The sequence below is a fragment of the Mycoplasma buteonis genome (assembly GCF_000733865.1).
Taxonomy (GTDB): domain Bacteria; phylum Bacillota_I; class Bacilli_A; order Mycoplasmatales; family Metamycoplasmataceae; genus Mycoplasmopsis; species Mycoplasmopsis buteonis.
In genome coordinates this window covers 70,671-84,167 of sequence record NZ_JPOK01000007.1, presented here as the reverse complement: position 1 = coordinate 84,167, position 13,497 = coordinate 70,671, and the positions used below count along the sequence as shown (strand labels likewise).

General features: G+C 30.1%; 10 protein-coding genes. All 10 read left to right on the top strand.

Going from position 1 to position 13,497, the window contains the following annotated elements:
• Positions 1-2 precede the first annotated feature (2 nt).
• The 10 genes from hprK (at position 3) to EI91_RS02365 (ending at position 13,497) form a co-directional block, all read left to right on the top strand.
• A complete protein-coding gene (gene hprK / locus EI91_RS02410; RefSeq protein ID WP_036452725.1) occupies positions 3-959 on the top strand; it encodes an HPr(Ser) kinase/phosphatase in 957 nt (318 codons plus the stop codon).
• Positions 949-1,932, top strand: a complete 984-nt coding sequence (gene lgt / locus EI91_RS02405; RefSeq protein ID WP_036452723.1) for a prolipoprotein diacylglyceryl transferase — start codon at positions 949-951, stop codon at positions 1,930-1,932. The genes hprK and lgt overlap by 11 nt, the downstream gene beginning before the upstream one ends.
• Before the next feature lie 9 nt (positions 1,933-1,941).
• The gene (locus EI91_RS02400; RefSeq protein ID WP_036452721.1) at positions 1,942-2,865 is read left to right on the top strand and encodes an NAD(P)/FAD-dependent oxidoreductase; all 924 of its coding nucleotides are present in this window, start codon (positions 1,942-1,944) and stop codon (positions 2,863-2,865) included.
• A 141-nt stretch (positions 2,866-3,006) separates the two neighbouring features.
• Positions 3,007-3,981 carry a ribose-phosphate pyrophosphokinase gene (locus tag EI91_RS02395; protein ID WP_036452719.1) on the top strand — a complete coding sequence of 325 codons (975 nt, stop codon included), beginning with the start codon at positions 3,007-3,009 and terminating at the stop codon, positions 3,979-3,981.
• Positions 3,982-4,023: 42 nt separating this feature from the next.
• Complete coding sequence (gene rsmG, locus EI91_RS02390) at positions 4,024-4,710, top strand: 16S rRNA (guanine(527)-N(7))-methyltransferase RsmG (protein WP_036452717.1); 687 nt, start codon at positions 4,024-4,026, stop codon at positions 4,708-4,710.
• Positions 4,711-5,190: 480 nt separating this feature from the next.
• Complete coding sequence (locus EI91_RS02385) at positions 5,191-7,677, top strand: P68 family surface lipoprotein (protein ID WP_036452715.1); 2,487 nt, start codon at positions 5,191-5,193, stop codon at positions 7,675-7,677.
• 79 nt (positions 7,678-7,756) lie between these two features.
• Positions 7,757-9,343: a thermonuclease family protein gene (locus EI91_RS02380; RefSeq protein ID WP_036452714.1), complete on the top strand. Its 1,587-nt coding sequence runs from the start codon at positions 7,757-7,759 to the stop codon at positions 9,341-9,343.
• Positions 9,344-9,373: 30 nt separating this feature from the next.
• A complete protein-coding gene (locus tag EI91_RS02375) occupies positions 9,374-11,467 on the top strand; it encodes an ATP-binding cassette domain-containing protein (protein ID WP_051789173.1) in 2,094 nt (697 codons plus the stop codon).
• Complete coding sequence (locus EI91_RS02370; RefSeq protein ID WP_036452712.1) at positions 11,454-12,491, top strand: carbohydrate ABC transporter permease; 1,038 nt, start codon at positions 11,454-11,456, stop codon at positions 12,489-12,491. The genes EI91_RS02375 and EI91_RS02370 overlap by 14 nt, the downstream gene beginning before the upstream one ends.
• On the top strand, positions 12,445-13,497 hold the full coding sequence (locus tag EI91_RS02365) for a carbohydrate ABC transporter permease (protein WP_036452710.1): 1,053 nt from the start codon (positions 12,445-12,447) through the stop codon (positions 13,495-13,497). The genes EI91_RS02370 and EI91_RS02365 overlap by 47 nt, the downstream gene beginning before the upstream one ends.

The window sequence follows — 13,497 nt, the reverse complement described above, 5'->3', positions numbered from 1 at the left end:
ATATGTCAAATAAAAGTCACAAAAAAATTAATGTTGAAAAAGTCATTCGATTTTTCGATTTAAATATCATTAATGCTGATAATCCTTATCTAACATATAATGATATTTATGAACCTGCTATTAAAAGAGTAGGGTTAGAACTAAGTGAAAAAGTTCGCGCTGATCGGATTAATTTAAATGTAATTTCTTGAGGTACAAGTGAATCAATGTGATTTTTCCAAATTGGAAAAAAACGTGCAATCGAATCATTAGAATATGTTTTTCAACAAAAACCACCGCTTGTTATTTTGTCAAAAGGTTTTTCTAAACCAGCATTGGCTTGGGTTTTAGAAATTGCTAATACATATAACATTCCAATTGCATTATCAAATTCGAGTTCATCTGTTATTTCTACCGCTATTGGCGCTTATCTTAATGATTATTTCGCAGAGCAAACACAGGTACATGGAACTCTTGTACTTGTAGGTGGTACCGGTGTGCTTATTACAGGAGATAGTGGAGTAGGGAAATCAGAGGCTGCACTTGAACTTATTCAACGCGGACATCTTTTGATTGCGGATGATGCAGTTTTAATTAAAGATAGTGGAAGTGTTTTTATAGGTACAGCTCCTAAGTTAACTCAAAATTTATTAGAAGTTCGTGGAATTGGACTTATTGATATTAAATTTACTTATGGATTAAATTCGGTAGCTAAATCTGCGCTTATTGATTTAGTGGTTGAATTAGTTAAACAAGAACACCAAAACGATTTAGATCGTCTGGGAACACAAATTTTAAAGTATCCAATTTTTGGAAGATATATCCGTAAAATTAAAGTACCAATTAAAGAGGGTGGTTCAGCCGCTTCCTTAATTGAAGCCGCTGTTAGTGCTTATTTAGGATGACGCGAAGATCATGACATCTTAAAATTAATTGCTGATCGCAGAAAAGAAGAACTAGAGGAGAAAAATGACAAATAGTTTACCATCATTTGTACCATCGCAAGCAATTAGCGAAGGAACACCAACAGTCTTATTTAGTATTGGTAGTTGAACAATGAACGTTTATTCGCTTTGTATTTTGCTTGGATTTACTTGCTCGATTTTAACAGCCGCTTACTTTTGAAAACGTGAAAAATATCCTTTTGAAATTTTATTAACATTAATTATTATCACAGTTCCTTGTGCTATGATAGGTGCTCGTCTTGGTTTTATTATTGAACGTGCCATTGCTGGACAACCGCTTGCACGTTGATGAGCAATTTGAGAAGGTGGTCTTAGTATTCAGTACGGAATTATTTTAGCGACAATTGCTGATTTAATTTATGTATATACTAAGCGTAAAGTAATTGATGTGCGTAAAGCTGCTTCATACATTATTCCAACTATTTTAATTGGTCAATTTGTGGGTCGTTGAGGGAACTTTTCAAACCACGAGGTTTACGGAAAAATAGATTGATCTGGAGCTTCTAGCTTAATGTGAGGACACACTTTTGCCAGTCAAATGTTTATTAGCGATTCAGTCAGTGAACAATTAGGATTGCAAGGAGCATATCGTTATCCACTATTCTTATACGAAGGATTGGCGAACTTAGTTGGTTACTTACTCATTGTTTGAGTGCTTAATTTATTTAACTTCACTAAGCCAGGTGCTTCAGCTGGACTTTACTTATTATGATACGGTTTACTTCGTTTAGTGATGGAACCACTACGTGAAGAAAGCTATGATGTTTATAAATATTTAGCAGTTGGTTTTGCGGTAATTGGATTATTGGTGTTTGTATACTACCAATTCTTTGGACTAGTGGAATACAAACTAAAAGCCGAAGCTAAAAAACCATGAACTAGAACTTATGAATATGCTAATCCAGAGCTATATAAAGCACATGTTTTAGCAACATCATACAAATATAATTTATTAAAAATGAAAACAAAATTAAACAAAGAAAATTAGAGAGAAATTATGGAAAAATTAGATTTATTAATTATTGGTGCAGGGCCAGCTGGTCTTAACGCTGCACTATATGCTTCGAGAGCTAACGTTAAAACAATGTTTATTGAAAAAGGAGCTCCTGGAGGTAAAATTACAACTACCAATAAAGTTGAAAACTGAATTGGTACTGAATACATCGAAGGATGACAACTAGCTACCAACTTTTACAATCACGCAAAAGAGTATGGTGCTATACACAAATACGGTGAAGTAGAAAGCATTAAACAACTTGGTGATTATCATTTTGCAGTAACTTTAGTTAGTGGTGAAGTTATTGAAGCAAAAACTGTTTTAATTGCAACCGGAATGCAAAACAGAGTACCTACATTTATTGAAAATATTGATAAATTTATGCACGCTGGTGTTTCATTTTGTGCAATTTGTGATGGACCAATATACAAAGGATACCCAACTCTTGTACTTGGAGCAGGTAACTCAGCTGTTGAAGAATCTGTTTACTTATCAAGTATTGCTACTGAAGTTAACATCGTTATTCGTGATGAAAACTTTACAGCAGAACAACATTTAGTTGACGATTTACTTAAATTACCAAATGTTAAAGTTTATCGTAATTCACAAATCAAAAAACTTATGGGTGAAAATCAATTAGAGCAAGCTTTAATTGTTGATAAAGATGGAAACGAAACAGTTGTTAACGTTGCATCATTTTTCCCATACATTGGAATGGAACCAAAAGCAGATTTTGCTAAAGATTTAGGTATTTTAAATGATAAAGGTTTTATTGAAACTAATGAAGCTATGGAAACAAAAATCAAAGGTTTATTCGCAGCTGGTGACATTAGAGTTAAAGATATTCGTCAAATTGTTACAGCAGCAAGTGATGGTTCAATTGCTGCTAAAAAAATTACTGATATTATCAACTCATTAAAATAAAGATTACTAAATTTGTTATTTAAATAGTAAGCAACGAGCTTACTATTTTTAATTTTCTTTTTCTTTAGCTATTTAATTATTTAAAAAATAATAATAAAGTAAAATAATTGTGTATAAAAATGAAAAATCAAAGGACAAAAAATGGATAAAAATCATACAGTTTTATTTGGAATGCAAAATTCTTTAAAACTTGCTGAGCATGTTTCAAAAATTGTTGATATTCCTTTATCAACAGTTGAAAGAACAGTTTATGCTGATGGTGAAGTAATGATGGTGTCAGAACCAACTGTGCGTGATAAAGATGTTTTTATTATCGCTTCTACTTCAAGACCTGTAAACAACAACATTATGGAACTACTTCTTTTTATTGATTCGCTAAAAAGAGCAAGTGGTAGAAGCATTAATGTTTGCTTAAGTTACTACGGTTATGCTCGTCAGGACAGAAAAGCTAGTGGACGTCAACCAATAGGCGCTAAGTTAGTAGCTGACTTATTACAAACAGCAGGTGCAACTAAAGTTATTTGTGTAGATTTACACAACCCATCAATTCAAGGGTTCTTTAATATTCCGGTTGATGATCTCAAAGGACAATACCCTCTTGCGAAAGCATTAAAAAAATTAAATGAGAAATTTACAGTTGTCTCACCTGATCACGGTGGAACTGTCCGTGCAAGAAAATTGGCAGAGTTAATTGCTGATACAGTCAAAATTTGTATTATTGACAAAAGACGTACAGGAGTTAACCAAACTGAAGTTATGGGAATTATCGGAGATATTTCAAACCAAAATGCAGTTATTGTCGATGATATTATTGATACTGGTGGAACAATTTTAAAAGCGGTTGATACACTAAAAGCTAACGGTGCTAAAAAAGTCATCGTAGCTGCTACACACGGAATTTTTACTAAAGGTTTTGAAATGTTTGAAAACAATCCGAATGTAGATAAAGTTATTATTACAGATAGCATTGATAACTATGAATTAGCAGAAAAATTTACTAAATTAGAAATTGTTTCTTTAGGTGATTTTTTAGGAAAAGTTGTTAGTGCCTCACTTAATAGTGGAAGCATTTCGGATGTTTATAAAGAGCTAAAAGAAGAAATTACAAAACTATAATTAAAAGTGCAAAATGCACTTTTAATTTACCAAGGAAAAAATATGAAACATAAATTAATTGTTGAGCAAATGTGTAAGGAAAACAACTGAGATTTTGAATTATTCGAAAAATATGTAAATTTAATTGAAGAAAAAAACAAAATAATGAATCTTACCGGTTTTACTGGAGATCGCTTGTGAGAAGAAGGGATTTTAGAATCTTTACTTTTTATGCAAGAAATCACTAAAAAGCAAGAGAATTTAGAAATTTTAGATATTGGTGCTGGATGCGGTTTTCCTTCAATTCCTTATGTACTAACAAAGCCAAACAACCATATTACAATTTACGAACCTATTCAAAAAAGAGTGAATTTTCTAAATTTAGTTATTAAAGAACTAAATTTAGAATCCTTTGTTACTGTTTATAATGAAAGAGCTGAAACACAGTTTGAAAAAAATTTATTTAATATTGTTACAGCTAGAGCAGTAGGAAATGTTAAAACTATGCTGATGTCTTCTTTTCATTTAGTCAAATTACAAGGTAAGATGATCCTTTTAAAAGGATTTAATGCACCAAAAGAAATTGAAGCAGCAAAAGATATTTTAAGTAAAGTAAAAGCAGAGTTAAATTTTTATCCATTTATTAGTCAAGATGTAGAACGTCACAATTATATTGTTGAAATTCAAAAACTAAGAAGTACTCCCAAAGAGTTTCCTTATCCATGAAAAGAAATTGTCAAACAAAAATAACTATATAAATAATGAATTTAATTTAGTGTGAGTGTTATAATACTCACATTTTTTTATTTCAATTATTGTTTTAATTTTTAAAATGAAATTTAGTTTCAATTGTAATTTATTTATTAAAATTTTGTTTTTTCTTATTTAAAGTAGCTAATTTAAAAATTACTAAATTTCACTAAATTGAGCGTAAATTTTAAAACTTATTACTTTTAAAAAAATACTTGAGCTTTTTTAAAATTGAAAAATAATTTCAAAAATTAAAAAATATGGAAAAAATATGAAAAAGTTTTCAATTTTAAACATTTATTTAACTGAAAATTATTAAGTTTAAGTAATTAAATATAATATTAATGCAAATAATTAAATATGAGAGTAAAAGACAATTTAATCTTCTTACTCAGTAATAATCAATCATAACTTAAAATATAAAACTTTACTTTTATATTATCTGTTATAAATTTATTTTATAAGGAGCAAAAGTAAATTATGAACTTTAAATTTAATAAAAAAATTTTATTAGGACTTTCAGGAGTGCTAGCTGCTGGTACACCACTTTTAGTAGCAGCCTCTTGTGATGACACTAAAACAAACAAAGAAGAAACTACAGAGCCTGGGACAGTAACACCCGAACCTGGAACAGGAGAAATAACACCTGAACCTGGTACAGTAACACCTGAAACTGAAGATTCAAATATTTCTGACGAAGAACAAGAACGTATCGATAATGCTCTTTCTGGTGCAAACCCTACAGCAGCAAATCAATCATTTAAATTAAATGAAGGTAGAAAAGAAATTTTAATCGGTAACACTTTCTCTTCAACAAATACTAAAGGTAAAGCTCTTGAAAAATTAATGGCAGCTTACAATGAATATTTAGCAGCTGAAAAAGCTAAAAATCCTCAAATAACTTTATTACCTGTTAAATCAATCAACATGGGTAGTGGATATTCAAAAGGTAGTGAAACTTTAGAACTTAAATTAAAATCTAAAGATACAGAAAATACACCTAATATTGTTATTAACTATCCACCAGCTGCTGCAAAGTTAGCTGCAAAAAACATGCTTTTATCATTTAATAGTGGTGAAGAACAATTTAATGTTGATATTGATGATTTTGATGCAGCATTTACAAAACAAAACTTTACAATTGCTAATATTCAAAACCCTTCAACATACTCTTTACCATTGCTTAAGAGTACAAATGTTATGGCTGTTAATGGTCCAGTTCTTTACTACATCGTTAAATCAATAGTTGATAATGGTGGAAAAGTTGCGGATGATGCTGAAACAACAGCATTTTACGCAAAACTTAAAGAAGTTGGTGAAAAAGACTTTGACAGCGTTAAATCACTTTGAGGTTTACCTGTTACAAAAATTCAAGATATGATAAAAGCAGAAATGGATAAAGGAGAAGATAAATCATTAGCAGTATTTAGAAAAGGATATTTCCAAAGATACGATGATTTATTAAAATTCTCAACATTTGCTCAAAGTTTATTTACACAATCATACAATAATGGAGATCCCGCAAATGCTGGAGTACACGTATTTGGAATTGACGGTCCACCTTCATTCTTTGGTTCAACATTATTCTCATTAGGTAACGGAGAACTTGAAAATACATTTAGTAAAATTACTAAAACAAATGGTGTAACTACAGTTGACTTTACTACTCTTTTAAACGATGGAACAGCTAAAAAGAATGCTCAAAAAATTTATGATGCTTTATCTACATCAGTAACTAAAGGAGCAACAGTATTACAACCTGGTGGAGCTTACTCATCATCAAGTCAAATTCAACATAAATTTGCATTTTCAACAGGTTCAACATCTGGATTTGAACACAACTATGTTCCATTAGAAAAATCAAATGGATGAAACTTATCATCAAGAGCACTTGGTGACGTTAAATATGATATTGCTGAAAACAATAAAATGTTCCGTTCAATCCGTCATGTTAATTTAGAAAAATTCAACAAAGATCTTAAAGAAGAATTTGGTTCATTAGCTTTAGCTGAATCATCACGTTACAATAATCCAATTTACCCTGATACAGTAACTTCACAACAATTACAAGATAGTGATCAAAAACATGCAGTTAGATTAAGCACACCGGAAGACACAAAACGTTTCAAAGAAAAATTTGAAGCAATGGGTGACAAAGCGCTTCTTTTATTTATCCAAGAAAACGATAAAATGAAGTCTTATTTAGATACATTTACAAGCTCTAAATATTACGCTGGAAAAGTTACTCTTGGAGGTAATGCAGATTCAGCAGGTTACTTATTAATCATTCCTAATGGATTACCTAACGCAGATTCAAAAGGTAAATTTAATAATGGTGATATGACTGAAGCAACCCAAGAAGCACTTAAATCACTACAATTTACACTAGAAAAAACAGATTCAACTACTGTACTTAATGAAAATGAATTATTAGTATTACCAACACCATACTTCTGAGACAGTAAAACAAAAACAGGAGTTGTATTTGGACAAGGACCATCACTTATTGGAGTTAGCTCAGGAAACAAAGTGCAAGACGATTCTGTTCGTGCATTTGTTAAATGAATTTTAACAACAGAAACAGATGTTACATTTAAAGCTAACCCAGAAGATGTTAAAAAAGGTTTAGATAAAGATAAAGTTACTACACCTATTAAATTTATTGAAGATGCATTTAGCTACATTATTCCTGTTAAAGGATATGATAAAGCTACAGAAGAACAAATTAATCAAATTTTTGGACACAACTCATACTTAAAACAAGCTTTCGCATCATTTAAAGATACTGCAGCTGAAGATTCAAAAGTTAAATTATACGAAGAACCAGCTTCAGAATATTCAGATACATTTAGAGATCAAATTAGAGCAGGACTTGATTCACTTCAAAAAGCAGCAACATCAAAATCAGCCGCTCCAACATTTGAAACATTTATCTCAGGACTTAAAAAAGAAGCTCCAAGACAATAGTTATTTCTGAAAAAGAAATCACAAATATAATTTGCAAAAAGGCAAATTATATTTTTATTAAGTCTAAAAAGGAGAGTTTATGAACTTTAAATTTAACAAAAAAATCTTACTAGGACTTTCAGGAGTTATTGCTACTACTACACCTCTTTTAGTAGCTGCAGCTTGTGATAACACTAAAACAAACAGCAATACAACAGCTAATGATTCAACTAAAAATGGTACAACACCTACAGTTTCAGATGGTTCTCAAGAATCACAAGTAAAAGCAGATTTAAAATATGATTTTAATTCATTTTTAAGAGACTTAAATGTTAATAAAGATGATAATTCTTGAAAAAACTTTAAATTAGTACTCCAAAAAGATAAAAATCCAATTAATGGATACCATGTATTTATTGCTAATTCTTTAAAGAAAAATAGAATTGATGTTCAAAAATCTGGTTTATTTTCACAACATTTAAGTAACAAATTAAACGAATACATTAATGCAAATATTAAAAATGCTTTAAAAGATGCTGTTAATTACGAAAATACAGATAGCATTTTCTTAAATATTGAAAAAAATACAATTCCTGAAAAATTTAAAAACTTTAAATTAGAACTTGATGTACTTGAAAACGTAAATAATAAACTTACACCTAAAAAATTAATTATTGATTTTAATTTCCAAAATTTAAGTAAAAATTTAAATTTAGGAATTTATGGTTATAAAGAAAATGATGCTAAACGTAATTTTCCAGACCAAAAATGAACACACGAAATGTTTTCAGAAGTAAATAAAATTGGTAGTTCAGCAAGAATTGATTATTTTGGTTCTTCAAGTTTAGGAAACGTAACTATCTTTACAGAAGGTCAATACCAACCATTTAGAGCTTCTCTTTCATTAGAATCAGAAGTTAGTGTAAACCCAACTTTCGCTGTTGCTGATAAAGAAGTTCAAATCAAACCAGAAACATACACTCATATCGACGTTGATTGAACTAAAGCTAAATATATTGATGGAGTTGTTAAGAGTGTAGCTGATGGTGATACTGTAACATTGAAATTAGCTCCTATCGGTTCAGACGGTGTTGATCCTGCCTTCCACAACATTAACAGAGATGTATTTAATTTCAAAGACAATCAAATTACTATTCGTTTAGCTGGAATTGATACACCGGAAAAAGCAGTTGGTGATAATAAAAAATCAGTTGAATCTTCACCATTTGAATATCAATTTGCACTTCTATCAACAATATATGCACAAAAAACTTTCCCGGTTGGAAGAAAAGTTAGAATTTTCATTTCAAGTACTTCAGATGCTTATAAAAGAGTAGTAGGTGATATTTTCTACGGAAATGAAGATAATAAATTTGATGTTTCTTATAGTGTAGAAATTACAAAAGCTGGTTACACTTTCCCATATGCTGCAAATACAAACGCTTGAGAAAATGATTTAGCTGAAGAAAATTCATATGAATCAGTAGTTTATCCAGCAATTTACAATGCATTTAATGAAGCCATTGAAAAAAGAAATGGATATTTCAAATGATTAGGTTCAGGTGACAACCTTAAATTTGCTGAATCATATATTTATGATAGTAAAACTAATACTGCTTGAACTCCATTTTGAAGTGGCAGTGAAAACAATGTTCAAAAAGCATTGGATAAATTAAAAACTAAATAGGCAAAAGTTGAATATAAAGAAAGGTAATATATGAAATTAACAAGTCTTTTGACACATTATTTCAATACTGTAACTACTAAAGTTACTGATGAAGATTTAAAGCGTATTGAAATGTATGTAAAAGAATTGCATGATAATCAAGATAAAGAGCTTGCTCCAGCTATTGAACTTAAAAACCTAAATATTGATTTTGGTGAAACATTAGCTGTTGACAATGCTACATTCAAAATTCCTGAAGGTAAATTAGTTACTTTATTAGGACCATCAGGAAGTGGAAAAACAACAACATTAAATGCTATTGCTGGACTTTTAACAGTTACATCAGGTAAAATTCTTTTCAAAGGTAAAGATGTTACTGATTTTACACCACAAAGACGTAAAATAGGTTTTGTTTTCCAAAACTACGCTTTATATCCACACATGAGTGTATATGACAACATTGCATTCCCACTTAAAAATGATGAAAACTGACAAAAAAATACTTTATTAAAGAAAATTAAAGCTCAAACAGAAATTAAGGCTATTTTATTAAAAAACCTTAATGCTTCAAATGAAGAAATTAAAAGCTTAAAAGATTCTTTCAATTCATGAAATGAAACACACAACCTTTATTCACACAAATTAAATGAGTTATACGCTCAATTAGTTGATAAATATGAAAAAGCACATACAGAATATAAAGTTGCTCAAGTTCACGAACACTCAGAATACGCTGTATTAGCTAAAAACACAATTAAAGTTCTTAAAAATTTAAAAAGTGATACAAAACATAAAGTTGCTGAAGCAAAAGATAAATTTAAAAATGCTTCTTCAATTGGTTTAATCGCTGAAACTAAATCTTCAGATTTACTTGCTAAATATAAAGATAAAAAATATAACTTTAAATTTAAGAGATTAGTTGAAGAAAAATTAATTGAAGCAAGAATTAAAGAATTAGGTGATGCTGCTGCTGAACTTCTTTCTTTAGATTTTGAAAACTTAAATTTAAAAGATAGAATTGCTGTAATTAAATTAGAAGAAAAAATTCTTAAAACAGAAATTCGTTACAAACATCAATTAAAAAGAAAAGCTATTGCTAAAAAATATGCAGAATTATTACCTAAATTAAAAGAAAAATACTTAGAAGAAAAAGCTGCATTTAAAACATTAATTAAAAATAATGTTGAATACAAAGAATTATTAAAAGATTCAAAAACATTACCAATTGTTGCAGAAAAAAACTTTAAAAATATTCTTGGACAACTCGAAAAGAAATACAATCTTTCACAAGAATTAAAAGCTTTAACAAAAAACGAATCACAATTACAACTTAGTGAAGATGATAAAGCTGTTATTAAAGAATTTTCAAAAGACAATATTCCACTTAAAAAAGCAATCCACAACGAAGTTATGGAAGTTGCACACCGTGTTGAAATTGTTCCAATTTTACAAAAGAAACCAACACGTTTATCAGGTGGACAACAACAACGTGTTTCTATTGCACGTGCTATTGTTAAAAAACCAGAAATCTTATTAATGGATGAACCTCTTTCAAACCTTGATGCTAAATTACGTATTTCTACACGTCAATGAATTAGACAAATTCAACAATCACTTGGTATTACAACAGTTTTTGTTACTCACGACCAAGAAGAAGCTATGTCAATTAGTGACATTGTTGTATGTATGTCTATGGCAAAAGTTCAACAAATGGGCTCACCAATTGAACTATATAGAAAACCTAAAAACCAATTTGTTGCTCGTTTCTTAGGTATGCCAGAAATGGGACTTATTTCATCACAATTTATTAATGGTGAATTAGTAGTTGCTGGTAAAACAATCGAAGGTATTAAAGTTAATGTAAAAGATGGAACTTCACTTAATGTTGGTGTTCGTTCAGAAGATTACATTATTAAAACAGCAAACGACGATTACATGTTTGAAGGTGATGTAGTAGTTCAAGAAAACTTTGGTAAAGAAAGTAAATTAGTTGTTAATTTACCTGGAGTTGGAAATATTAACTTCTTACTTAATAATAAATTTGATTTCCATGTTGGAGATAAAATTTACTTCAATTTACCAAAAGATAAACTTCACATTTTTGATGCTCATACAGAAGAAAGGGTGGAATATGAAACAATTTAGCAGCTTCTTTGATGGTGTTATAGATAGAATTCCGTTCTTGTATAATCGTAAGCTCAAAAAAGATGCTTCTAGAAAGTTTGAACTTTCACATTCAATTTTAGATAGAAGAACTCCGATGTGAAAACCTTTTATTTTGCTTGCACCTGGTGTGACATTAATTATTCTTTTCACATTAATCCCTATGTTCTTTAACATCTATAATTCTCTAACTACAAGCGATGGTAGTTTGACACTTAGAAACTATTCATACGTTTTCCTTGATCAGGACTTTGCAGTTGGAGTTAGAAACTCATTTATTTATGGTATTTTTGTTCTTCCACTAACTATGACAATTTCATTAGCTGTTTCATCAGTTATTGCAAAACTATATCGTAAGTCAGTGCAAGGATTTTGACAATCAGTTTTCTTCATGCCTTATATCACTAATGCTGTTGCTGTTTCACTTGTTTTCATTCAAGTGTTCAGCCCATCAGGATTATTTAATGGTATTTTTGGCGGACAAAATGATTGATTAAACTCAAATGATAAGTTTTCATTTAATGCATTATTACCAATGGTTTCTAATGGTGTTTGAAGCGGTCTTGCTTTTAACATTCTTATTTATACAACGGCTATGCTTGGTGTAGATAAGAACCTTTATCGTTCAGCTTCAATTGATGGGTGTGGAGAAGTAAAACAATTTTTTGCAATTACTTTACCATCAATTAAAAGCACAATTAACTTTTTAATTACATTTGCAATTATCGGTGGACTTAAAGTCTTCCCACTTGCACTTTTCAATAACGCTGCCGCTGATGCATTCAAAAATGGTGGTGCATCAATTATGCTTTATGTTTACTATACAACTACAGCAGGTAATATTTCGGTTTCAGGAGCCGCATCAATTGCGTTATTTATCATTGGTGTTACATATTCATCAATTATCCGTGGTGGTTTCTTCATGGCACAAATTACACTTAATAATTTAGGAGAGAGAAATGTTTGAGTTAAAGTTAAAAATTCAGAACAAGTTTCTAAGAAGTAAACTTAAGAAAAACCAAGAACGTGTTTCTTCACAAGTTCATGAAACCACTGTTAGCAGAGTAATTGCTAGCTCTTTACTTAAAATCCTGCTATTATCATTTTTTGGAGTAATTATTTTATTCCCATTCTTCCTTATGCTTTCAATTTCATTTATGGATGATAGTCAATCTGAAAGTTTAAAAACCTCATTCCAACTTTTACCTAACTTTGGTAAAGGATTAACTTACGTTATTACTTATAATGATAACGGTTCAATTAAAAGTCAAGGACAACAAATCTTAAGCTGAGCTCAAGTTGTAGCTAATACATATAAAAGAGCTTTTGATGCACAGTTCTTTAGATCTGTAGCATTAACATTTTCAAACGTTTTAGTTTCAGTTTTCTTCAAAATTTTAATTACTTTCTTAATGGGATATGCCTTTTCATTAAGAAACTGACGTGGAAAAAACCTTTTATGATTCTTTGCTCTTGCACTTTTAGTTCTTCCAGAAGTAGCTTTACTAGCTGGACAATATAAAATGATTTTAGAGACTAAGCTTTACAAAAACTGATTTACTTTCCTTCTTGCTTTAGCATTCCCATTCACTGCAAGTATTTTTAATACTAACATGTACCGTAATGCTTTTGAAGCAATTCCAGGAAGAATTAAAGAAGTTTCACTTATTGATGGTGCTGGTGGAGCTAAGTACTTATTTAAAATCGCATTCCCAATGGTTATGCCAACTACACTTACAATTGTTATCTTAACTTCTCTTGCTTCATGAAACTCATACTTATGACCACAACTTATTTCAACAATTAAAGGTGATGGACAATCATTTGATGTTATGTCAGTATGATTATTCAACGCTGGTAGAATTGATGGTCAAAGTGAAATCCCTGTAACTACAAACATTAGACTTGCTGCTGTTGTAATTTCTATTATCCCAATGTTCCTTGCTTTCTTAATCTTTAGAAAGAATATTATGAGAGCAATCAGTAGACAAGGATCAGCAATTAAAGGATAA